Below are 23,114 nucleotides of genomic sequence, written 5' to 3' on the forward strand. Positions count from 1 at the left end.
CTCCTTGTTATTTTTTAGGGGGTAATGCGATCACTCGGCCGATGTAGGCGGGGGCGGGCAGGTCGGTTTGCTCGGCGACGATGGCTTGCAGCTTGCTCAAGGTGTCTTCGCTGAACGGTGCGGAGCGCGGCCCGGCGAGGTCGACGTGCAGCAGCATTTGTTCGTTGCCCGCCAGTTCCTTGTCATCGCCGACCTGATGCAGGCTGTGATAGAGGTGCAGGCGTTTACTGTCGTGGCCGATGATTTGGGTGTGTACTTCGACGTCGGCGTCGAGCTTCACTTCGTGCAGGTAATTGAGGTGCAGTTCGAGGGTGAACAGCGAGTTGCCGCTGGCTTCGCGGTTGTTGCTGTCCATGCCCAGGCGATCCATCAGCGCGTCGGTGGCGTAGCTGAAAATCAGCAGGTAGAAGGCATCGCGCAGGTGGCCGTTGTAGTCGACCCAGTCGGGGGTGATTTTGGTTTGGTAGGTGGTCAGGGTGGGCATGATGAGGATCCAGAATGTGGGGTGACTGGGCTGCCCTCATCGCGAGCAGGCTCGCTCCCACAGGTGATTTGAGGTGTGAACTTAAACTGTGTCACCCAGCAAATTCCCTGTGGGAGCGAGCCTGCTCGCGATGGGGCCGATCCTGCTGGCTTATTATTCGCTGAATGCCATCCCATGCTTCTCTTTGGTAGTCTTCACCGCCTCCAGCACCGCCAGCAAGCAATCATCACGATAGCGCTCCAGCGCCGAAATGCTGTGCGTGCCCAACTGATCACTGGTGCCATCCACCACATCATCGATCAACTTGTCGGTCAGTTCCGGTGCTGGCAGATACGTCCACGGCAACTGCAACGCCGGCCCGAATTGCGCCATGAAGTGCCGCATACCCGCATCGCCACCCGCCAGGGTGTACGTCAGGAAAGTGCCCATGAACGACCATCGCAGGCCTGCGCCAAAGCGGATCGCATCGTCGATTTCACCGGTGGTCGCCACGCCGTCGTTAACCAGGTGCAGCGCCTCACGCCACAGCGCTTCGAGCAAGCGGTCGGCGATAAAACCGGGTACTTCCTTGCGCACATGCAGCGGACGCATGCCCAAGGATTCGTAGACTTTCATGGCCGCTTGAACAGCTTCCGGCGCGGTGTTTTTACCGCCAACCACTTCCACCAGCGGCAGCAGATAAACCGGGTTGAACGGGTGCCCGACCACGCAGCGTTCCGGGTGCATTGAACTCTCGTAGAACTCGCTCGGCAACAGGCCGGAAGTACTGGAGCCGATCAAGGCATCGGGCTTGGCCGCTGCGCTGATTTTGCTGTGCAACTCCAGTTTCAGGTCCAGACGCTCAGGGGCGCTTTCCTGAATGAAATCCGCGTCGCGAACGCATTCTTCAATGGTGGCGACAAAGCGCAGCCGATCCTGCGATGCGCCGGGCGCAAGGCCCTGTTTCTCCAACGCGCCCCAGGCATTGGCGACGCGTTTGCGCAGCGCGGCTTCGGCACCGGGCGCCGGGTCCCAGGCCACCACGTCGAGGCCGTGGGCGAGGGCGCGGGACACCCAACCGCTGCCGATGACACCGCTGCCCAGGGCTGCGAAGGTTTTGATTTCAGTGATAAAGCTCATAGCGACGTCCTAAAAGAATTCGGTGATCCCTTGTGGGAGCGAGCCTGCTCGCGATGGCGGTATTCCTGCCGCAGAAAATGCGTTGGATGTACTGACGTCATCGCGAGCAGGCTCGCTCCCACAGTGGAAAGAGGTGAGGTGGGGTCAACCGCGCTTGGTCAGGCCCATTTTTGCCCGGCCTTCCGCCGGGGTCAGAACACGGGCGCCGAGACGGCTGAGGATTTCCGAGGCGCGTTCGACCAGTTGGCCGTTGGTCGCCAGTACGCCCTTGTCCAGCCAGATATTGTCTTCCAGTCCGACCCGCACATTGCCGCCGAGCAACACCGCTTGCGCAGCCATCGGCATTTGCATGCGACCGATGCCGAAACCGGCCCAGACCGCATTGGCGGGCAGGTTGTCGACCATGGCTTTCATGGTGGTGGTGTCGGCCGGCGCGCCCCACGGGATGCCCAGGCAGAGTTGGAATAGCGGGTCGTCGAGCAAGCCTTCCTTGATCATCTGCTTGGCGAACCACAGGTGACCAGTGTCGAAAATTTCCAGCTCGGCCTTCACGCCCAGCTCTTGAATGCGTTTGGCGCCAGCACGTAGCTGCGCCGGGGTGGAAACGTAAATGGTGTCCCCGTCGCCGAAGTTCAGGGTGCCGCAATCGAGGGTGCAGATTTCCGGCAGCAGTTCTTCGACGTGGGCCAGACGGGTCAGCGGGCCGACCAGGTCAGTGTTCGGGCCGAACTCCATCGGGTTCTCGCCCGCGCCGATTTCCAGGTCGCCGCCCATGCCGGCGGTGAGGTTGACGATGATGTCGACGTCCGCCTCGCGGATGCGCTCCATCACTTCGCGATACAGCGCTACATCACGGCTGAATTTGCCGGTTTCGGGGTTACGCACGTGGCAGTGAACGACCGTGGCGCCGGCCTTGGCGGCTTCCACGGCGGCCGCGGCGATTTGTTTCGGGGTGACCGGCACGTGTGGGCTTTTGCTGGTCGTGTCGCCAGCACCGGTGAGTGCGCAGGTGATGATGACGTCGTGGTTCATGAGGCGGGTTCCTTGCAGGCGTGATTAGTCGATTCGCAGCCCGGTCGGGCTGCGAGTCGGTGGCTCAATCGGGTTTATTTGGTGGTCAGTTTCAGGTTGTCAGCCGCCGGTTTGCCATCGAAGGTGGTCACGCCTTCAAGCCAGCGTTGCTTGTCTTGCGGGTGATCTTTCAGCCATTGCCTGGCCGATTCGAAGGCGTCCTTGTGATCCAGCAGCGGCTGCATCATCCGACTCTCGTCTTCGGCGGTGTAGGTCAGGTTGCTCAGTAAACGACCGATGTTCGGGCATTGCTCGGAGTATTTCGGCGCGGTGACGGTCCAGACCGTGGCCATGCCTTCGTTCGGGCCGAGAGCGTCTTCGCTGCCGGTGAGGTAAGTCATTTGCACGTTGACGTTCATCGGGTGCGGCGCCCAGCCGAAGAACACCACGGCCTCTTTGCGTCGCACGGCACGATCCACCGCCGCGAGCATGCCGGCCTCGCTGGACTCGACCAACTGGAACTTGCCGAGGCCGAACTGGTTCTTGGCGATCATCGCCTTGATCTGGGTGTTGGCGCCCGAACCTGGCTCGATGCCGTAGATCTTGCCGCCCAATTCCTTTTCAAACTTGGCGATGTCGGCAAAGGTTTTCAGGCCCTTGTCGGCGAGGTAAGTCGGTACCGCGAGTGTGGCGCGGGCATCTTTCAGGCTTGGCGCCTCAAGAACCTTGACCTGATTGGCCGCGACGAACGGGGTGATGGTCTGGGTCATCAGCGGGTTCCAGTAACCCAGGAACAAGTCCAGGCGCTGGTCGCGGATCCCGGCGAAGATTATTTGCTGGGAAGCGCTGGTTTGTTTGGTGTTGTAGCCGAGGCCATCGAGCAGGACTTGGGTCATGGCACTGGTCGCGATCACGTCGGTCCAGTTCACAACGCCCATGCGCACGTTCTGGCATGAAGCAGGTTCGGCCGCCATGACGCTGGCGCTCAGGAAAGCGGTACCGCTGAGTGCAAGAACACAGCTGCTGATCAGTCGTTTCATCTCAGGTTCCTCGGCAGACGTTATTGTGGGTTCCGGCATCTTTGTGCGCCGGTGATGCCAAGTTACGCAGCTTAAGGCCCGCTAAAGCGCACTGCGGCGACCAGCTCTTGCACTGCAGCGACCTGCGCTCTTGAATGGCGCGTGCAAGTGGCGTATCAACGTCCACACGCTTCCCGCCTTCTCGCTACCTGCCATCGAGTGCGCTCCATGTCCCAGGATTTCTACTTCTTGTTGATGCCGGGTTTCTCGGCCATCGGTTTCATCTCGGCCATCGAGCCGCTGCGGGTCGCCAATCGCTTTCGTGGCGAGCTCTACCGCTGGCATGTGCTCAGTGCCGACGGCGGCGCGGTATTGGCCAGCAACGGCATGTCGGTCAACGCCGACGCGGCGCTGGAACCACTGAAGAAAGGTGCAACCCTGCTGGTAGTCGCCGGTTTCGAACCGCTGAAATTCGCCACCCCGGCGCTGGAACACTGGCTGCGCCGCCTGGACAACGAAGGCGTGACCCTCGGCGCCATCGACACCGGCAGCTTCATCCTCGCCGAGGCCGGCCTGCTCGACGGCCACCGCTTGACCCTGCACTGGGAAGCCATCGACGCCTTTAAAGAGTCCTATCCGCAACTCAGCGTCACCCAGGAGCTGTTCGAGATCGACCGTCGGCGCATTACCTCTGCCGGCGGCACCGCGTCCATCGACTTGATGCTCGACCTCATCAGCCAGGCCCACGGCCCGGAACTGGCGATCCAGGTCAGCGAGCAATTCGTGCTCGGCCGCATCCGCCCGCGCAAAGACCACCAGCGCATGGAAGTCGCCACGCGTTATGGCATCAGTAACAAGAAACTGGTGCATGTGATTGGGGAGATGGAACAGCACAGCGAACCGCCGCTGAGCACGCTTGAGTTAGCGGAGTCGATCAAAGTCACCCGCCGTCAGCTGGAACGCCTGTTTCGCCTGCACCTGAATGACACTCCAAGCAATTTCTACCTGCGCCTGCGCCTGGAGAAGGCGCGGCAGTTGCTACGCCAGACCGATATGAGCGTGCTGGAGGTAAGCATTGCTTGCGGGTTTGAATCGCCGTCGTATTTCACCCGCAGCTATCGGGCTCGATTTGCGCGGTGTCCGCGGGAAGACCGCCGACGGCTGGGGGATGGGCGGGAGCTGGTCTGAACTTAAGTTTTGACAACACCAGAGAACCCTGTGGGAGCGAGCCTGCTCGCGATGGCGGTCTGTCATTCAAGTTGATGTCGACTGATCCACCGCTATCGCGAGCAGGCTCGCTCCCACAGTTTTGATCTGCTGTGGGCCTTACTTTCTCATCAACGCAGAGCAGGCCGCTTTAAACGCTTCATGCTGATACTTGTTCAGCGTATCCGGCAGTTCGAAGTCGAATTTCTTGTTCTGCGCATTGATGGTCTGTGGCGACAGCAGCGTGACCTCGCAATTTTCCAGCAACTGGAAAACACCCTCGATCTTGAACGTGGTCGGCCCACCGGCGAACTCGCCTTTCTTGCTGCGCTTCTTGATCGCAATCCGATCGATGGAGTTCTCGCGCACAAACGACGCCACCTGAGCAGCAAACACTTTGACGTTCGCGGCTTCGTCGTCATCGTCGAGGGCGATTTTCTTGGTGGCCAGGGCGACATGGCTCAGCGCCTGACCGTCGAGAGAGGCCACGGCGATGATGGCTTCGCTGCCTTTGATTTCGATGCCGCAGATTTTCATGTAAATCCCTTTCCTTGTTGGTGGAGTGCAGCTTACAGCTCGAGTTGATTGGGTTTGATGCCAAAAGCTGCGGCGATTTTTTCGCGAGTCGCTTTGCGGGGCTTGGCAACAGTCTCCTGCTGGGCGAAGGCCGGTTGGGAAATGCCCATACGTTTGGCCACTTCATCCTGTGTAAGGTTCAAGTGTTCACGCCAGGCACGAATAGGCGTCGCGCCGTCGACGATGCGGCTGACCACCTCGTGAGGGATCAAGTCAGGCTCGATTTTTTGCGCCACGTATTGCGCGTATGGAATAACCACGAAGGCGGGGTTTCCATCTGCGTCATTGATGATCTGAACGTCAGTAGGTGCGTTCATCGCGTTTTTTGACCTCTTGAATACTGACCACTTTGATTGCGCCATCCCAGTCGAACATGACCCGATAGTTACCTACTCGTAGCCGATAGACGTAGCCATGACCAGTCAGTGCTTTGACATTGCCCACATCCGGCATTCCAACAAGCACCGTGATGGCATCACGAACCTGGATCTGGTGAGCGGAATGCAATTTCAGAAGCTGCTTAACGGCCTTTCGAGTCCAGTGAATGCTGTTCATGGGAGAATATAAGTCTTTTATAAGAATTTCCAATCTTTACTTATATTTCTCTCTCGGCCAATTAACGAAGCATGTCGGGATGTTGCCTTGACTGACAGGGTCGGCTTCGAGGTGTTGGAATTCTGTAGGTACAGTCAGTCAGGTGTGTAGGAAACAGCATTTTTTCAGTGCCGATGTTTATCTGAGCAATATTTAGTTTTTTATAAAAGTCATTATGTTGTCTTTTAAATAGAAAAAATTAATTTAATAGTTTAAATATTGTCTTTAAAAATCTGTTTTTTTCTAGTGCTGCTACACTTGCTCACATTCCTCTTGAGGTCGACTCGTGGCCCTTACCCATATCCTCTACTCCCCCGGAGAGGTCGCTTTACAGATAGCCGGGAATGCCAAGCGTCTGAGGCTCAGCAAAAACCTTTCGCGGCGCACGCTCGCGCAAAAGTCAGGCGTCCCCGAGTCGAATATCAAGCGCTTTGAAACCACCGGCAAAATCTCTCTGGATGGCTTGTTACTGATAGCGATCTGCCTCGGGGCAGAAGAACCACTGACAAATCTGTTCGTCTCGGTTCAATCGCTGACACTCGAACAACTGAAAAACTTCGAAAGGGCTCGTGGCCGACAATGAAATCCGTTAAGGCACTCAGCGTCATGCTTCAGGAATCAAGGGTCGGCGAATTGGTTGCGATTTCTCGTCAAGGCCTGTTTTTTTCCTATGATCCTGGGTGGCTGGCGAAAGGATTTAACCTCGCTCCGTTTCACATGGATTTCTCTATCACTCCCCAGAAGGCTGCCGATGCGCTGCTGTTTGATGGCCTGCACGGTGCTTTCAGCGATTCGTTGCCCGATGGCTGGGGGTTGTTGCTCATGGATCGATTTTTCCGAAGTCAGCTGGGAATCGAGCGCCACGCAATCGGCCCGCTGGATCGTCTGGCCTATATGGGCAATCGAAGCATGGGCGCGCTTGAATACGTGCCGATGTTCGAAACCGTTGACACAGACGAAGACCTCGATCTGGCCGCGCTCTATGAGGCATCACAAACGATACTTTCAGGCAGTGCTGACGAGGTCATCACATCCCTGCGCCTGGCGGGAGGGTCCCCCGGTGGTGCTCGACCCAAAGCAGTGATTGGCCTGTCGCCGGACAAATACCGCGCTGTTTCGTCATTCGGTGAAATGCCCAAGGGTTATGAGCACTGGTTGATCAAATTTCGCTGCGAAGAAGAGCATCGTGATAGCGGCGCTATTGAGCAGGCCTATGCTCTGATGGCCCATCGGGCAGGGGTGGAAATTTCCGAGTCGAAACTGTTTCAGGTAGAAACCACGAAGGGGGTCGAGCAATTCTTCGCCACGAAACGTTTCGATCGAGAAGCAGGTTCCAAGCGCCACATGCTTACCGCTGCGGCGATTCTATATGCTGACTTCCGTGCGCCAAGCCTCGATTACAGTGATTTACTGCGAGCGACCTGGACAATGACCAAGGATGCGACCGAGGTCGAGAAAATGGCCCGATTGATGGTCTTCAACGCTCTCGCTCATAACCACGACGATCACGCGAAGAACTTCTCGTTTTTTGGCGGCAAGGACGGCTGGAAAATGGCTCCGGCTTACGATCTGACCTTTTCCAGTACCGCAGGACGCGGCAATGAACACACCACTGCATTCGCGGGAAAAGGCATACCCACACGCAAGGCTCTTATTGAGGTGTGCAAAACCTTCAGTTTCCTGGAGCCTGAACGCTACATCGAACAGACGCTGGATGCTTTTTCCGGGTGGGTTATCTGTTGCGATGATCTGGAGATCGATAAAGCGGCGAGCAAAAAAATGCTGACCGCTCTCGAGTCAGTGTGGCAGGCGCTCTGACGCCTCACTCCTGCCCAATCGACTCCAAAAACTCCGACCGCTCATCACTCATCCGCGCCACGCAATCATTCTGCGCAATCGTGAATGCCTTGCTACCGCTCGTCGCCGGAAACGCTTCAACCGCGCAATCCGCATCCCGGGTCTTCAGCCATTGCTGCTGAGCGGCCTTGAGCTTGGTGGTGATGTCGGTCAGTTGCGCCGGGTTCTTGTCGTAGAGCATTTGCATGCGCTCGGTCAGGCTTTGGTAGTTGGCTTTCAGCAGGTCTTCGGCGGTGGTTCTGCTGTAGACCGAGCATTCCAGGGTCTGGACTTCGTTTTCGACTTTGTCGCAGGGGTTGTCGTCGGCCTCTTCAGCCGCGTGTACGCCGGTCGCTATCAGTGCCAATGCCAGGAAGATCGATTTCATTGCGCCGCCGCCCCTTTTTTCAATAAAGCATCCAGTAGTGGCGCGAATTCTGGCCCATGCGCAGGCCCTTGAACAGGTGCCTCATGACGTCCGGCGCCGACCCTTTGTCGCGGATTGACGCTTTCGGCAAACCCCCTGTCGTTTTTGCACCCGGCTGCCCCCTCCCTCAGGCATATGCTGGCCCCAAAGCGCCGGCACACGATTCGGCGCATGAATCGCTAATAGGGGACAGCCTGATGAGCCCAGCCGAATTGCACGCCGACAGCATCGTTATCGACGGTCTGATTATTGCCAAGTGGAACCGTGAGCTGTTCGAAGACATGCGCAAGGGCGGTCTGACTGCGGCCAACTGCACCGTGTCGGTGTGGGAGGGCTTCCAGGCCACCGTCAACAATATCGCCGCCAGCCAGAAGCTGATCCGCGAAAACAGCGACCTGGTGATTCCAGTGCGCACCACCGCCGATATCCGCAAGGCCAAGGAGCAGGGCAAGACCGGCATCCTGTTCGGCTTCCAGAATGCTCACGCCTTTGAGGACCAGATCGGCTACGTCGAGGTCTTCAAGCAGCTGGGCGTCGGTATCGTGCAGATGTGCTACAACACCCAGAACCTGGTCGGCACCGGTTGCTACGAGCGTGATGGCGGCCTGTCGGGTTTCGGTCGCGAAATCGTCGCCGAGATGAACCGCGTCGGCGTCATGTGCGACCTGTCCCACGTCGGTTCGAAAACCTCCGAAGAAGTCATCCTCGAATCCAAGAAACCGGTCTGCTACTCCCATTGCCTGCCGTCGGGTCTGAAAATTCACCCGCGCAACAAATCCGATGAAGAACTGAAGTTCATCGCCGATCACGGCGGTTTCGTCGGTGTGACCATGTTCGCGCCGTTCCTGGCCAAGGGCATCGATTCGACCATCGACGATTACGCCGAAGCCATCGAATACACCATGAACATCGTCGGCGAAGACGCCATCGGTATCGGCACCGACTTCACCCAGGGCCATGGCCAGGACTTCTTTGAATACCTGACCCATGACAAGGGCTACGCCCGCCGCCTGACCAGCTTCGGCAAGATCATCAACCCGCTGGGCATCCGCACCGTCGGCGAGTTCCCGAACCTGACCGAAACCCTGCTCAAGCGCGGCCATTCCGAGCGCGTGGTCCGCAAGATCATGGGCGAGAACTGGGTGAGCGTCCTGAAGGACGTCTGGGGCGAGTGAATAACTCTGGAGCCTACTCCGCTCGCCGATAGCTGCGTCAGGTCCTCGCGCCAAGCTCGCCGTACGTCCCGTACTGTCTCGCTTGTCGCTCCGGTCCTTCCTTGCTCTCGACGTGCTCGCTACGGCTCCAAAGTCATTCACACGGCTTGTTTATAAGAGCAAAGCAAAAGCTTTGCTAAGCACTGACCACGAATTTTTCTGGAGTTAAGTTTCCATGGCCAAGATCGCCCCGCAATTGCCAATCGAAGTCGACAGCGAAACCGGTGTCTGGACCTCCGACGCCCTGCCAATGCTGTACGTACCGCGTCATTTCTTCGTCAACAACCACATGGGCATCGAGGAAGTGCTGGGCGCCGACGCCTACGCTGAAATCCTCTACAAGGCCGGCTACAAATCCGCCTGGCACTGGTGTGAGAAAGAAGCTGAATGCCACGGCCTGGAAGGCGTTGCGGTATTCGAGCACTACATGAAACGCCTGTCGCAACGCGGCTGGGGCCTGTTCAAGATCCAGGACATCGACCTCGACAAAGGCACCGCCAGCGTCAAGCTCGAACACTCGGCGTTCGTCTACGTGTACGGCAAGGTCGGGCGCAAGGTCGACTACATGTTCACTGGCTGGTTTGCCGGTGCCATGGACCAGATTCTGCAAGCCCGTGGCAGCAAGATCCGCACCGTTGCCGAACAGGTTTACGGTGGCTCCGAAGAAGGCCACGACGACGGCCTGTTCACCGTCAAGCCGTTGTAAGTCGAGGAACCCGCCATGGCTTTCGAAGCAATGTTCCAGCCGATCCAGATCGGCAAACTGACCATCCGCAACCGCGTGCTCAGCACCGCGCACGCCGAGGTCTATGCCACCGACGGCGGCATGACCACCGACCGGTACGTCAAGTATTACGAAGAGAAAGCCAAGGGCGGGATCGGCCTGGCGATTTGCGGCGGTTCTTCCAGTGTGGCCATCGACAGCCCGCAAGGCTGGTGGAAGTCGGTCAACCTGGCCGACGACCGGATCATTCCGCACTTCCAGAACCTGGCCGACGCCATGCACAAGCATGGCGCCAAGATCATGATCCAGATTACCCACATGGGTCGTCGTTCCCGTTGGGACGGCGAGCATTGGCCAACCCTGCTGTCGCCGTCGGGCATCCGCGAGCCGGTGCACCGTGCGACCTGCAAAACCATCGAGCCTGAAGAAATCTGGCGGGTAATCGGCAACTACGCCAGCGCCGCCGCGCGGGCCAAGGCCGGTGGCCTGGATGGCGTCGAGCTGTCCGCCGTGCACCAGCACATGATCGACCAGTTCTGGAGCCCGCGGGTCAACAAGCGTACCGACGAATGGGGCGGCAGCTTCGAGAACCGCATGCGTTTCGGCCTGGAAGTGATCAAGGCTGTGCGGGCTGAAGTCGGCCCGGATTTCTGTGTCGGCATTCGTCTGTGCGGTGATGAGTTCCACCCGGATGGCTTGTCCCACGAGGACATGAAACAGATCGCCAAGTACTACGACGACACCGGCATGATCGACTTCATCGGCGTCGTGGGTTCGGGTTGCGACACCCACAACACCCTGGCCAACGTTATCCCGAACATGAGTTATCCACCGGAGCCATTCCTGCACTTGGCCGCCGGTATCAAGGAAGTGGTGAAGGCTCCGATTTTGCACGCGCAGAACATCAAGGATCCGAACCAGGCAACCCGTATTCTGGAAGGCGGTTACGTGGACATGGTCGGCATGACCCGCGCCCACATCGCCGACCCGCACCTGATCGCCAAGATCAAAATGGGTCAGGTCGACCAGATCAAACAATGCGTCGGCGCCAACTACTGCATCGACCGTCAATATCAGGGTCTGGACGTGTTGTGCATCCAGAACGCCGCGACCTCCCGTGAATACATGGGCGTGCCGCACATCATCGAGAAATCGACCGGTGTGAAGCGCAAGGTTGTGGTGGTCGGTGCCGGTCCTGCCGGGATGGAAGCGGCTCGCGTGTCGGCCGAACGTGGCCACGACGTGACCCTGTTCGAGAAGAAAGAATTTATCGGCGGGCAGATCACCACCGCCTCGAAAGCCCCGCAACGTGACCAGATCGCCGGTATCACTCGCTGGTTCCAGCTTGAGTTAGCGAGGTTGAAAGTCGACCTGCGCCTGGGCGTGGCGGCCGATGCGGCAACCATTCTCGACCTGCGTCCGGACGTGGTCGTGCTCGCCGTCGGCGGTCATCCATTCCTGGAGCAGAACGAGCACTGGGGCGCGGCTGAAGGCCTGGTGGTCAGCAGCTGGGACATCCTCGACGGCAAGGTTGCACCAGGCAAGAACGTGCTGGTCTACGACACCATTTGCGAGTTCACCGGGATGTCGACGGCCGACTTCCTCGCCGACAAGGGCAGCCAGGTCGAGATCGTCACCGACGACATCAAACCGGGCGTGGCGATTGGCGGCACCTCGTTCCCGACGTACTACCGCAGCATGTACCCCAAAGAAGTGATCATGACCGGGGACATGATGCTGGAGAAGGTCTACCGCGAAGGCGACAAGCTGGTGGCGGTGCTGGAAAACGAATACACCGGCGCCAAAGAGGAGCGGGTGGTGGATCAGGTCGTCGTCGAAAACGGCGTGCGTCCGGACGAAGAAATCTACTACGCCCTGAAGGAAGGCTCGCGCAACAAAGGCCAGATGGACATCGAAGCCCTGTTCGCGATCAAGCCGCAACCTTCACTGAGCCAGGCGGGCGACGGCTACTTGCTGTTCCGCATCGGCGACTGCGTGGCGCAGCGCAACACCCACGCGGCGATCTACGACGCGTTGCGGTTGTGCAAGGATTTCTAAGAGCTTGTGGATAACCCGTAGGAGCAAGGCTTGCCCGCGATAGCGTTGGAACATCCGATGCATTCCTGGCGGTAGGAATACCGCCATCGCGAGCAAGCTCTGCTCCTACAGGGATTCGAGCAAGGCATCCAGGTCGTCAGGCCTGCAAGACCCCGAGGTCTTTGGGAGCTCCACCATGTTGAACACCCTTCTTCCAATCCTGTTGTTCGTCGCCCTGGGCCTTGCTGTCCTCGGCGCGTTGCGGCGGGTGGCTATGTGGCGCCGAGGCCGGGCTTCGAAAGTCGACCTGATCGGCGGCCTGTTCGCCATGCCTAAACGCTACATGGTCGACTTGCACCATGTGGTCGCGCGAGACAAATACATCGCCAACACTCACGTCGCCACGGCTGGCGGTGCGGTGGCATCGATTGTGCTGGCGATCCTGGTTCACGGTTTCGGCCTGCAGAGTCGCATTCTCGGTGTTGCCCTGTTGATTGCCTCGGCGGTGATGTTCGTCGGTGCGATTTTCATGTTCCTGCGTCGTCGCAACCCACCGGCTCGCCTTTCCAAAGGGCCATGGATGCGTCTGCCGAAAAGCCTGTTGGCGTTCTCTGCGAGTTTCTTCCTGTTGACCCTGCCGGTCGCCGGCATCCTTCCGGAAAACTTCGGCGGTTGGGTGGTGGCGGCGATCCTCGGCGTCGGTGTGCTGTGGGGCGTTAGCGAACTGTTCTTCGGCATGACCTGGGGCGGGCCGATGAAGCACGCCTTCGCCGGTGCTTTGCACCTGGCCTGGCACCGTCGCGCCGAACGCTTTGGTGGCGGCCGTTCCACCGGTTTGAAACCGCTGGACCTGAACGATCCAACCGCGCCACTGGGCGTGGAAAAACCCAAGGATTTCACCTGGAACCAACTGCTTGGTTTCGACGCCTGCGTGCAGTGCGGTAAATGCGAAGCCGCGTGTCCGGCGTTCGCCGCCGGACAGCCGCTGAACCCGAAAAAACTGATTCAAGACATGGTCGTCGGCCTTGCCGGTGGCACCGACGCCAAGTTCGCCGGCAGCCCGTATCCAGGCAAAGCGATTGGCGAACACGCTGGCAACCCGCATCAACCGATCGTCAACGGCTTGGTGGACGCTGAAACCCTGTGGTCCTGCACCACTTGCCGTGCCTGCGTCGAGGAATGCCCGATGATGATCGAGCACGTCGATGCCATCGTCGACATGCGCCGTCACCTGACGCTGGAAAAAGGCGCAACCCCGAACAAGGGCGCCGAAGTCCTGGAAAACCTGATCGCCACCGACAACCCTGGCGGCTTCGCCCCGGGCGGGCGGATGAACTGGGCGGCGGACTTGAACCTCAATCTGATGAGCGAGAAGAAATCCGTCGACGTGCTGTTCTGGGTCGGCGACGGTGCCTTCGACATGCGCAACCAGCGCACCCTGCGCGCCTTCGTCAAAGTGCTGAAAGCGGCCAAGGTCGACTTCGCGGTGCTGGGCCTCGAAGAGCGTGACAGCGGTGACGTGGCCCGACGTCTGGGCGACGAAGCCACCTTCCAGTTGTTGGCCAAACGCAACATCCAGACCCTGGCCAAGTACAGCTTCAACCGCATCGTCACCTGCGACCCGCACAGCTTCCACGTGCTGAAAAACGAGTACGGCGCCTTCGACGGCAACTACCTCGTGCAGCACCACAGCACCTACATGGCGGAAATCATCGACGCTGGCGCTCTGAACCTCGGTCAGCACAAAGGCAGCAGCGTGACTTATCACGATCCGTGCTACCTCGGCCGCTACAACGGCGAATACGAGGCGCCGCGTGAAGTGCTGCGCGCCCTCGGGATTGAAGTGAAAGAGATGCAACGCTCCGGTTTCCGCTCGCGCTGCTGCGGCGGTGGCGGCGGTGCGCCGATCACCGACATCCCGGGCAAGCAACGGATCCCTGACATGCGCATGGAAGACATCCGCGAAACCGGCGCCGAACTGGTGGCCGTGGGTTGTCCACAGTGCACCGCGATGCTCGAAGGCGTGGTCGAACCCCGGCCGCTGATCAAGGACATCGCCGAACTGGTGGCGGACGCGTTGCTCGAAGACGCTGCCCCGAGCAAGCCGACCAAACCGGCCCAACGTGAACCTGCGGAGGCCCACTGATGAGCGACATTATCCGCCGCGACCCACGCGCCGAATGGATCGCCCGCAACCGTCTGCACCCGCTACACGCAGCGATGCAACCGGCGCAACACAGCTGGATGGGGCCTAACGGCGTCATCCGCAAAAATCCCCACGGCATCGGTTTTATCGGTCCCAACGGGATCAAACGGATCGACCGCAGCGGCGCTCAACAGGGTGGGGCGAGCAAACGCTCGGCTGCGGTTGAAGTGCAATTGCCACTGCATCAAGTGCCTGCACCTGCGTTTTACATCAGCGTGGTGCCGGACATGGTCGGCGGCCGCTTGAGCAGCCACGACCGCGATTTGCTGGGTCTGGCTCACCAGTTGGCCGGCAAGGACGGCGCGGTATTGGCCGTGGTCTTCGGCGAACACAAAGAAAACGCCTTCGCCACCGCTGGCGTCGATCGCTTGCTGGTGCTCGACGGTGAAGAATTCAACGGTTATGCACCGGAACAACGGGTTCAGGGCCTGCGGGCTGTGGATAACCAGTTCAGCCCGCGTCACTGGCTGCTGCCGGACAGCCGCAGCGGCGGTGGTGAATTGGGTCGACGCTTTGCCGCCGCGCTGGGCGAACGCCCGGCCACGCGGGTCTGGCAGGTCAAGGATCAGGAGTGCATCGGTCGCGCCGGTGCCGGTTTGCAAGACCTTGCGCGCCCGGTGGCACGCTTGATTCTGGCTGCCGTGGAATGCGCCGAACCGGTCAGCGAAACCCGTCACGAAGCCTTGCCAGTAGAGTTATCCACAGCGGTTGCCCGCAGTCTCTCGCGCATCGAGGATTTGGGCGCGGTGGCGGTCGATCCGGCGGCGATTCCGATGGCCGAAGCCGAGTTCATCTTCTCCGGCGGCAACGGGGTCAAGGACTGGGGACTTTTCCACAGGACCGCCGAAGCGCTGGGTGCTACCGAAGGCGCGTCCCGAGTGGCGGTGGACGATGGCTTTATGGCCCGCGACCGTCAGGTCGGTGCGTCCGGCACCTGGGTCACCGCGCGGGTTTACGTGGCGGTGGGGATTTCCGGGGCGATCCAGCACCTGCAAGGCATCGGTGCCTGCGACAAGGTGGTGGCGATCAACCTCGACCCTGGCTGCGACATGATCAAACGCGCCGACCTGTCGGTGATCGGCGAGAGCGCCGAGATTCTTCAAGCCTTGATCGATGCGGTAGAGGCTTACCGCAACGAAGCCAAGCGCGATGCGGCTTAAGGAAAGGAAAGGGTTATGAGCACGAAAATCATCAGCCTGGTGTCCATCGGCGCCCACCCGACCTCCGGCCGGCCACGTCGCGCGGAGCAGGATGCGCGGGCGGTGGAGCTGGGCCTGCAACTCGCTGGGAATAACCTGCAAGTGCTGCATGCCGGCGACGTCGCGGAGCCGGCGTTGCGTGCGTATCTGGGCATGGGCCTGGAACAGTTGCATGTGCTTGAGCAACCGGAAGGCGCCGATGCACTGCCGGCATTGACCGCGTATTTGCGTGACGCCGGGGCTCAGGTTGTGCTGACCGGTAGCCAGGCGGAAACCGGTGAAGGCTCGGGCATGTTGCCTTTTCTACTGGCGGAAAGTCTGGGCTGGCCGCTGGTCGTCGGGCTGGCTCAAGTTGAATCCATCGACGGTAATTCAGCACTGGTGCTGCAAGCCTTGCCTCGCGGTCAGCGCCGTCGCCTGAAAGTGCGACTGCCGTTTCTCGCGACTGTGGATAACGCCGCACCGAAGCCTCGGCAGAGCGCCTACGGCCCGGCCCGACGCGGCGTGTTGCAGGCTGATGAAGTCGAAGTGATCGACGATCAACTGCTGGCGGTCGCCACGCTGCAACCGGCCAAGCCACGGCCTAAGCGCTTGAAGGTGATCAAGGCCAAGAGCGGCGCGGACCGGATGAAAGCCGCGACGGCCAAGGCCAGTGGCGGTGGCGGGCAGGTACTTAAAGGGTTGAGTGCCGAGGCGGGGGCCGAGGCGATTCTCAGGTTACTGATCGAAGAAGGCGTGGTCCGCTAACAGGTATCAACACAAATCTAATGTGGGAGCGAGCCTGCTCGCGAAAGCGGTGGGTCAGTCAACATCTCCGGCGACTGACCCACCGCTTTCGCGAGCAGGCTCGCTCCCACAGGAAGTTCGTGTTACCGACATTTATGGGGGAACAATGGCTGTTGAATTTCGTTCGGCAGTGCGCGCGGATGCGCGAGAGATTGCGCGTCTGTTTCAAATCACCTCGGAGGGGGCTGCCGATTACATCTGGAGCCAACTGGCCCAGCCCGGGCAGGATCTGCTGGACGTCGGCGCCAGCCGTTACGCCCGCGACGACGTCGATTTTTCTTATCAGAACTGTCTGATCGCCGAGGCCGATGGCAACGTCATCGGCATGATGCACAGCTACGTGATGCGTCACGATCCACTGGCGGAGCCCGTGACCGATCCAGTCCTGGCGCCGTACGCCAAGATGGAAATCCCCGACACCCTCTATATTTCCAGTCTGGCACTGCATGAAGGCTGGCGAAACCAGGGCCTGGGCAAACAATTCCTCGCCTACGCTTACGACCGTGCCAACCAGCTGGGGCTCAATGGCTTGAGCCTGATCGACTACGCCGTGAATACCAGCGCTCGCCGGTTTTACGAGCGACATGGTTTTCGTATCGTCGATACCTGCCAGATCACTCCCCATCCGATGATTCGGGTCACGGGCGAGGCCTATCTGATGTATCGGCCCTAGTGAGCTACATTTCTCCAGGAGCTGCTCAGGGTTGCCGCAGCGCTAGTTCATAAAACTCGTTTTCAAGAATGGGTTGAGCATGAGGGAGGTCAGTCGGCGCAAGACATGTCTGCGACCCAGCGGGCGGTCGGCGATTTTTCGGTGACTAGAGCGAAGCGGCACGAGGTGTTGCTAGGTCAGTACGTGCCTTCGCTTGTTACCCACAATCCCTGTTAGCGCTTCTGTGGATAACATGTTCGCCCTTCGCTACACCCCATACAAATCAAGCCCTGCAATCCTTCGTGCAAAAAACAACCAACCTAACTCGCGGTTTTTTCGGGCTTTTTCCAGAGGATAAGTTTGTACGCGAGCCAATACTTGCCCCCAATCTCTGTTAGCGCATCTGTGGATAAGATGTTCGCTGTCCTCTACAGGCCATGTAAACCGGGCTTATCAGGCGAATGATCAAAAAACGATCAAATCGTCGTTTTAGATCGATGAACGTCGCGAAAACCCTGATTTATCGCGGCTCGCAACGGTTTTCCACAGATCCGCTCAAGTTGCCCCCAAAGTCTGTTGGCGCTTCTGTGGATAAGGTGTTCGCGATCCTCTGCAAGCCACGTATAACGTGCCTTCCAAGCTTTAGATCAAAAAACAACCAATCGTTACTCAAAACCCTGCTTCTGGATAAGTCACGGATTTTATTCAGTTTCTGTGGAGAAAGTTTCCACGAAATCCACACTTGTCCCCATTAGCTGTGGGTGGAGGTGTGGATAACTTGTTTGCTAAAGGCTGGGAGCCACGCGGTGTCTAGGCCTGAACGTAATAGGTCATATTTCGTACAGTTCTGAAAAGGGGGAGGGGGATCAGGGGTGGATGTGTTGTTTGGGAGGGCGCCATCGCGAGCAGGCTCGCTCCCACATGGTCGGGTTTTCACCGATCCATTGTGGGAGCGAGCCTGCTCGCGATGCTTTTGTCTTAGCCTTGAACAGGTACACCTTTAAGGTACGGCGCAGGTTCAGCTCCGAGGTTGTTCAGCAAACGCTCGCTGTACCAATCCACAAAGTTCACCACGCCAAACTCATAAGTCTTGGAGTAAGGGCCTGGCTGGTAAGCCGTGGAGTTGATGCCGCGCTGGTTCTCTTCGGCCAGGCGACGGTCCTGGTCGTTGGTCGCATCCCACACCTGGCGCATGCGCTCCACGTCGTAGTCCACGCCTTCGACGGCGTCCTTGTGGACGATCCACTTGGTGGTGACCATGGTTTCCTGCGCGCTGATCGGCCACACGGTGAAGACGATGATGTGGTCGCCCATGCAGTGGTTCCATGAGTGCGGCAGGTGCAGGATGCGCATCGAGCCCAGCTCCGGGTTTTTGATTCGGCCCATGAGTTTGGCGCAGCCCTGTTTGCCATCCAGGGTCATCGACACGGTGCCTTTGAGCAGCGGCATGCGCACGATGCGGTTACGCAGGCCGAAGCTGGCGTGGGCGTAAGGGATCTTCTCGGCTTCCCAGGCAGCGGCTGAGTCGGCGACGTGGTCCTTGAAGGCCTGGTCGGCACGCGGGTCGGTGACGTCGTCCCATTCCAGCAGGGTTTTCAGCAGTTCCGGGTGCGACGCGTTGCAGTGGTAGCACTCGCGGTTGTTTTCCAGCACCAGTTTCCAGTTGGCTTTTTCGAACAAAGTGGTCTGGATCGCCACCTTGGTGTTCTCCATGTCGTACGGTTCCATGTAATGGTTCAGCGTCGACAGGAAGTCATCAATGGCTGGCGGGTTCTCCGACAGGCTGATGAAGATGTAGCCGCCAGCGGTTTTCACGTTCACCGGTTTGAGGCCGTACTGCTTCATGTCGAAGTCGGCGCCCATTTCGGTGCCGGCGAACAGCAGGCGACCGTCCAGCTCATACGTCCATTGGTGGTAGTGACAGACCAGTTTGGCGACTTTGCCTTTTTCACTGGTGCACAGCCGCGAACCGCGGTGACGGCAGACGTTGTGGAACGCATGGACCACGCCGTCGGCGCCGCGAATCACGATGATCGGGTTCTTGCCGACTTGCAGGGTCAGGTAGTTGCCCTTGGTCGGGATTTCGCAGGTCATGCCGGCGATCAACCACTCTTTCTGGAAGATCTCCTGCATGTCGATATCAAACAGCCGCTCGTCAGAGTAAAACGGTTGCGGCAGCGAGAAAGTGCGCTCGCGCTCTTGCAGCATCTGCGCGGTGGCCTTGCGTGCGGGTTCCAGCGGATCGCCCAGGCTGATTTTTGCGGTGACGTCCATCGATTTGATCCTCAAGGCCATTCTGTGTGGCCGGCGAAAGTGGCTAATCAGGTGTGCTGCTCAGGGTGCTACGCAAGGTGTAAAGATTGTGTATTGGTATGGGGCGAGTGTGGGGCCGGCGCTCGCCAGAACCTTATCCACGAGCGACATGGCCCACTCTGTTCCCGACGCGCAACCCCCGGTAGATGCAGGCTGGTCGCGATAAGTATGTGAATGTCGCAGATAGGTAAATGGGTGGATCGCACGTTACGCAGAATCGCCAACATAAGGCCGACCATCGGCGGTGGAGAACAGCATGTCCAACAGCTTCCTGAATCCGGTAACCACCCAGACCTGGGCCAATGGTCGACACATCGTCCGTTGCGTCAAAGTCATCCAGGAAACCTGGGATGTGCGCACCTTCTGTTTTATGGCCGACCAGCCAATCCTGTTCTTCTTTAAGCCGGGGCAGTTTGTCACCCTGGAGCTGGAAATCGAAGGCGTGCCGATCATGCGCTCCTACACCATTTCCAGCTCGCCATCGGTGCCGTACAGCTTTTCCGTAACGATCAAGCGCGTCCCGGGCGGCAAGGTCTCCAACTGGCTGCACGACACCCTGCACGAAGGCCAGGAGCTGGCGGTGCACGGGCCGGTCGGGCTGTTCAACGCCATGGATTTCACTGCGCCGAAGGTGCTTTACCTCAGCGGCGGCGTGGGCATCACGCCGGTCATGTCGATGGCGCGTTGGTTCTACGACACCAACGGCAACGTCGACATGGTGTTTATCCACAGCGCCCGTTCGCCCAAAGACATCATTTACCACCGCGAGCTGGAACACATGGCGTCGCGGATCGATAACTTCAGCCTGCACCTGATCTGCGAGAAGCATGGTCTGGGCGAACCGTGGGCCGGTTATCGCGGTTACCTGAACCACAAGATGCTGGAGCTGATGGCGCCGGACTTCCTTGAGCGCGAAGTCTTCTGCTGTGGCCCGACGCCGTATATGACTGCGGTCAAGCGCATGCTGGAAGCGGTCGGCTTCGACATGGCGCGTTATCACGAGGAATCCTTCGGTGCTACACCACCGGAAGCCCGTGCCGATGCGGTGGAGCAAGCCGAAATCGCCGCAGACGCACCGGACATCGACGCAGCGGACCTGCACCAGGTGGAATTCACCGCGTCCGGGAAAAGCATTCGTGTGGCGCCGGGGGAAACCGTTCATGCGGCGGCTGCCAAGTTGGGGCTGTTGATTCCGAAGGCTTGCGGGATGGGGATCTGCGGGACGTGCAAGGTTATGAAGCTGGGTGGCGAGGTCGAGATGGACCACAACGGCGGGATCACCGAGGAAGACGAAGCGGAAGGGTTCATTCTTTCGTGCTGCAGCGTGCCGAAGGGTGACGTGCGGATTGAGTTTTGATGTGAGGCTGGAAGGTTAATTAACTTCAAGATCCACCCCTCACCCCAGCCCTCTCCCCAGTGGGGAGAGGGGGAAAGGGGGCAGATCTTCAAGCTTTTCAAACCTGAGTTCGACTCGGAAATTCAGGTCGATGTAACTCCAAGAACAACTCGGTCAGTCCCCTCGCCCCCTTGGGGAGAGGGTTAGGGTGAGGGGCGGATTTTACTGACACCCTAACCCACTCAGTCGACAAACAAATCCGGCATCAGCGGGTCGGTTGTGTCAGGCGCAAACCGATACCGTTCAAAATCTGTCACCCCGTGTTCACCCAGAATTTCCTCATCAATCAGCAGCCGCCCGGTAATGCTGCGACCGCTGCTGCTCAGAATCACATGGGCGGCATCGGCCATGATCGCGGGCGTGCGCGCATGCTTGAACGACTCGCGTGATCCGAGTTGAAATTCGATCGCTGCGGTCGCAATCATAGTCTGCGGCCATAACGAATTGACGCTGATGCCATAGGCCGAAAACTCTTCACTCATGCCCAATGTCAGCATACTCATGCCGTATTTGGTCACCGTGTAAGGGCTGTACTGAGCAAACCACCTGGTCGCCAGATTCAGTGGCGGGGAAAGGCTGAGGATATGTCCGCCGCTTTTCTTCAGATAAGGCAGGGCAGCCTGGCTGCACAGGAGCACGGCGCGGGTGTTGATCTGGTGCATCAGGTCGAAGCGCTTGAGTTCGATGTGTTGAACCCCGGTCAGTTTGATCGCCCCGGCGTTGTTGATCAGCGCATCAATGCCGCCGAAATGCTCGTTGGCCTTGGCCAGTGCCTCGCGCACCGCGACTTCATCACGCACATCCACCTGCAAGGCCAACGCCCTGCCGCCCGCGGCTTCGACTTCCTTGGCCACGCTGAAAATCGTGCCCGGTAGCTTGGGGTGCGGCTCGGCGCTTTTAGCGGCAATCACGATGTTGGCACCATCGCGTGCGGCCCGCAGCGCGATCTCACGACCAATCCCACGGCTGGCGCCGGTGATGAACAGGGTTTTGCCTTTCAGTGACATGCGTACGCTCCTGATTGTTATTGTCTGAGCGGAGGGCTCGACAAACAATGTAGACGATGGAGCAAACGCAGGAGGGTGGGGTGGACGTGAACCTTGTGGCGAGGGGATTTATCCCCGTTGGGCCGCGAAGCGGCCCCAGCGTCCTTTCAGACAGACTAAGTTGTCTGGATTTACGGCTGCTTCGCAGCCGAACGGGGCGGTGCGGCGTTCCGATAAATCCCCTCACCACAGGGGATCGGGTTGCTGCTTAGCGGGACATGACTTCGCGAATATCCGCCGCCAATTCCCGTACGCGTTCTTCTTCGGTGTCCCAGGAGCACATGAAGCGTGCGCCGCCGTTGCCGATGAAGGTGTAGAAGCGCCAGCCCTTGGCCGTCAGTGCAGCGATGGCTGGTTCCGAGAGTTGCAGGAACACGCCGTTGGCCTGCACCGGGAACATCAGTTCCACACCTGGAATGTCGCACACCAGTTCCGCCAGCAGCTGCGCGCAGTGGTTGGCGTGGCGGGCGTATTTGAGCCAGGCGTCGTTTTCGAGAATCCCGACCCACGGCGCCGACAGGAAACGCATTTTCGAGGCCAGTTGCCCGGCCTGTTTGCAGCGGTAGTCGAAGTCTTCGGCCAGCTTGTGATTGAAGAACAGAATCGCTTCACCCACCGCCATGCCGTTTTTCGTGCCGCCGAAGCACAACACGTCGACGCCGGCCTTCCAGGTCAGGTCGGCCGGCGTGCAGCCGAGGAAAGCGCAGGCGTTGGAGAACCGCGCGCCGTCCATGTGCAGGTTCAGGCCCAGCTCTTTGCAGGTGGCGCTGATGGCGCGGATTTCTTCCGGGGTATAGACGCTGCCGACTTCGGTGGCTTGGGTCAGGGTCACGACGCGCGGTTTCGGGTAGTGGATGTCCTGGCGCTTGAGCGCGATTTCGCGGATCGACTCCGGGGTCAGCTTGCCGTTTTCAGTGCGGGCGACGAGCAACTTGGAGCCGTTGGAAAAGAATTCCGGTGCGCCGCATTCGTCAGTTTCGACGTGGGCGGTTTCCGAGCAGATCACGCTGTGGTAACTCTGGCACAGCGACGACAGGGCCAGGGAGTTGGCCGCGGTGCCGTTGAAGGCGAAGAATACTTCGCAGTCGGTTTCGAACAGTTTGCGGAAATCGTCGGACGCGCGTGCGGTCCATTCGTCGTCGCCATAGGCGCGTTGGTGGCCGTGGTTGGCCTGTTCCATGGCGGCCCAGGCTTCAGGGCAGATACCGGAATAGTTGTCGCTGGCGAATTGTTGGCTCTTATCGGTCATGGCCGGCTTCCGTGTTCGGG

The 23,114-nt window shown here is 59.3% G+C and carries 21 protein-coding genes; 10 read left to right on the top strand and 11 right to left on the bottom strand.

The window, feature by feature from the left end; genetic code table 11:
* Window positions 1-7 precede the first annotated feature (7 nt).
* From ACYZUA_RS04710 to choX, 4 genes are all read right to left on the bottom strand, one after another.
* Window positions 8-484, bottom strand: a complete 477-nt coding sequence (locus tag ACYZUA_RS04710; protein WP_461962253.1) for a thioesterase family protein — start codon at window positions 482-484, stop codon at window positions 8-10.
* Between the two features lie 153 nt (window positions 485-637).
* Complete coding sequence (locus tag ACYZUA_RS04715) at window positions 638-1,603, bottom strand: L-carnitine dehydrogenase (protein ID WP_461962254.1); 966 nt, start codon at window positions 1,601-1,603, stop codon at window positions 638-640.
* A gap of 144 nt (window positions 1,604-1,747) precedes the next feature.
* Entirely contained in the window at window positions 1,748-2,635 is an 888-nt protein-coding gene (locus ACYZUA_RS04720) for a 3-dehydrocarnitine:acetyl-CoA trimethylamine transferase CdhC (RefSeq protein ID WP_140674841.1), read from the bottom strand.
* 74 nt (window positions 2,636-2,709) lie between these two features.
* Window positions 2,710-3,654: a choline ABC transporter substrate-binding protein gene (gene choX, locus ACYZUA_RS04725; RefSeq protein WP_461962255.1), complete on the bottom strand. Its 945-nt coding sequence runs from the start codon at window positions 3,652-3,654 to the stop codon at window positions 2,710-2,712.
* A 207-nt stretch (window positions 3,655-3,861) separates the two neighbouring features.
* Here choX and ACYZUA_RS04730 point away from each other — a divergent pair, with 207 nt between their 5' ends.
* Window positions 3,862-4,821 carry a GlxA family transcriptional regulator gene (locus tag ACYZUA_RS04730; protein WP_461962256.1) on the top strand — a complete coding sequence of 320 codons (960 nt, stop codon included), beginning with the start codon at window positions 3,862-3,864 and terminating at the stop codon, window positions 4,819-4,821.
* A 138-nt stretch (window positions 4,822-4,959) separates the two neighbouring features.
* Here ACYZUA_RS04730 and ACYZUA_RS04735 read toward each other — a convergent pair whose 3' ends face one another.
* Genes ACYZUA_RS04735 through ACYZUA_RS04745 form a run of 3 tightly spaced genes read right to left on the bottom strand, consistent with a single transcriptional unit; the run spans window position 4,960 to window position 5,970 of the window.
* The gene (locus ACYZUA_RS04735; protein WP_461962257.1) at window positions 4,960-5,376 is read right to left on the bottom strand and encodes a DUF3010 family protein; all 417 of its coding nucleotides are present in this window, start codon (window positions 5,374-5,376) and stop codon (window positions 4,960-4,962) included.
* Window positions 5,377-5,408: 32 nt separating this feature from the next.
* On the bottom strand, window positions 5,409-5,732 hold the full coding sequence (locus ACYZUA_RS04740) for a helix-turn-helix domain-containing protein (RefSeq protein WP_033060738.1): 324 nt from the start codon (window positions 5,730-5,732) through the stop codon (window positions 5,409-5,411).
* Window positions 5,716-5,970, bottom strand: a complete 255-nt coding sequence (locus tag ACYZUA_RS04745; protein WP_461962258.1) for a type II toxin-antitoxin system RelE family toxin — start codon at window positions 5,968-5,970, stop codon at window positions 5,716-5,718. The genes ACYZUA_RS04740 and ACYZUA_RS04745 overlap by 17 nt, the downstream gene beginning before the upstream one ends.
* Window positions 5,971-6,588: 618 nt before the next feature.
* On the opposite strand from ACYZUA_RS04745, the gene ACYZUA_RS04750 reads away from it, so the two are divergent.
* A complete protein-coding gene (locus ACYZUA_RS04750; protein ID WP_461962259.1) occupies window positions 6,589-7,827 on the top strand; it encodes a type II toxin-antitoxin system HipA family toxin in 1,239 nt (412 codons plus the stop codon).
* A gap of 4 nt (window positions 7,828-7,831) precedes the next feature.
* Here ACYZUA_RS04750 and ACYZUA_RS04755 read toward each other — a convergent pair whose 3' ends face one another.
* A complete protein-coding gene (locus ACYZUA_RS04755; RefSeq protein WP_461962260.1) occupies window positions 7,832-8,233 on the bottom strand; it encodes a lysozyme inhibitor LprI family protein in 402 nt (133 codons plus the stop codon).
* A 236-nt stretch (window positions 8,234-8,469) separates the two neighbouring features.
* Between ACYZUA_RS04755 and ACYZUA_RS04760 the strand changes: the two genes are divergently transcribed.
* The 7 genes from ACYZUA_RS04760 (at window position 8,470) to ACYZUA_RS04790 (ending at window position 17,111) form a co-directional block, all read left to right on the top strand.
* Window positions 8,470-9,447 carry a dipeptidase gene (locus tag ACYZUA_RS04760; protein WP_128874053.1) on the top strand — a complete coding sequence of 326 codons (978 nt, stop codon included), beginning with the start codon at window positions 8,470-8,472 and terminating at the stop codon, window positions 9,445-9,447.
* Between the two features lie 214 nt (window positions 9,448-9,661).
* Window positions 9,662-10,192, top strand: coding sequence for a DUF5943 domain-containing protein (locus ACYZUA_RS04765; protein ID WP_008033249.1), 531 nt, complete (start codon window positions 9,662-9,664; stop codon window positions 10,190-10,192).
* 15 nt (window positions 10,193-10,207) lie between these two features.
* Window positions 10,208-12,268 carry a dimethylglycine demethylation protein DgcA gene (dgcA, locus tag ACYZUA_RS04770; protein ID WP_461962261.1) on the top strand — a complete coding sequence of 687 codons (2,061 nt, stop codon included), beginning with the start codon at window positions 10,208-10,210 and terminating at the stop codon, window positions 12,266-12,268.
* A gap of 175 nt (window positions 12,269-12,443) precedes the next feature.
* Entirely contained in the window at window positions 12,444-14,393 is a 1,950-nt protein-coding gene (gene dgcB, locus ACYZUA_RS04775) for a dimethylglycine demethylation protein DgcB (protein ID WP_461962262.1), read from the top strand.
* On the top strand, window positions 14,393-15,613 hold the full coding sequence (gene etfA / locus ACYZUA_RS04780) for an electron transfer flavoprotein subunit alpha (RefSeq protein ID WP_461962263.1): 1,221 nt from the start codon (window positions 14,393-14,395) through the stop codon (window positions 15,611-15,613). Before dgcB ends, etfA begins: the two co-directional genes overlap by 1 nt.
* A 15-nt stretch (window positions 15,614-15,628) precedes the next feature.
* Window positions 15,629-16,399, top strand: coding sequence for an electron transfer flavoprotein subunit beta (gene etfB / locus ACYZUA_RS04785; RefSeq protein WP_461962264.1), 771 nt, complete (start codon window positions 15,629-15,631; stop codon window positions 16,397-16,399).
* 145 nt (window positions 16,400-16,544) lie between these two features.
* Window positions 16,545-17,111, top strand: coding sequence for a GNAT family N-acetyltransferase (locus ACYZUA_RS04790; protein ID WP_461962265.1), 567 nt, complete (start codon window positions 16,545-16,547; stop codon window positions 17,109-17,111).
* A gap of 957 nt (window positions 17,112-18,068) precedes the next feature.
* On the opposite strand, the gene gbcA is transcribed toward ACYZUA_RS04790, so the two are convergent.
* Window positions 18,069-19,364 carry a glycine-betaine demethylase subunit GbcA gene (gene gbcA / locus ACYZUA_RS04795; protein WP_056739087.1) on the bottom strand — a complete coding sequence of 432 codons (1,296 nt, stop codon included), beginning with the start codon at window positions 19,362-19,364 and terminating at the stop codon, window positions 18,069-18,071.
* 295 nt (window positions 19,365-19,659) lie between these two features.
* Between gbcA and gbcB the strand changes: the two genes are divergently transcribed.
* On the top strand, window positions 19,660-20,760 hold the full coding sequence (gbcB, locus tag ACYZUA_RS04800; protein ID WP_461962266.1) for a glycine-betaine demethylase subunit GbcB: 1,101 nt from the start codon (window positions 19,660-19,662) through the stop codon (window positions 20,758-20,760).
* Between the two features lie 221 nt (window positions 20,761-20,981).
* Here the strand turns inward: gbcB and ACYZUA_RS04805 are convergent, their stop codons facing one another.
* Together ACYZUA_RS04805 and ACYZUA_RS04810 are read right to left on the bottom strand one after the other, a co-directional pair.
* Window positions 20,982-21,806, bottom strand: coding sequence for an SDR family oxidoreductase (locus ACYZUA_RS04805; RefSeq protein ID WP_461962267.1), 825 nt, complete (start codon window positions 21,804-21,806; stop codon window positions 20,982-20,984).
* A gap of 247 nt (window positions 21,807-22,053) precedes the next feature.
* Window positions 22,054-23,094 carry a threonine aldolase family protein gene (locus ACYZUA_RS04810; protein WP_461962268.1) on the bottom strand — a complete coding sequence of 347 codons (1,041 nt, stop codon included), beginning with the start codon at window positions 23,092-23,094 and terminating at the stop codon, window positions 22,054-22,056.
* Window positions 23,095-23,114 lie beyond the last annotated feature (20 nt).

Source organism: Pseudomonas sp. LS2P72, assembly GCF_054897865.1.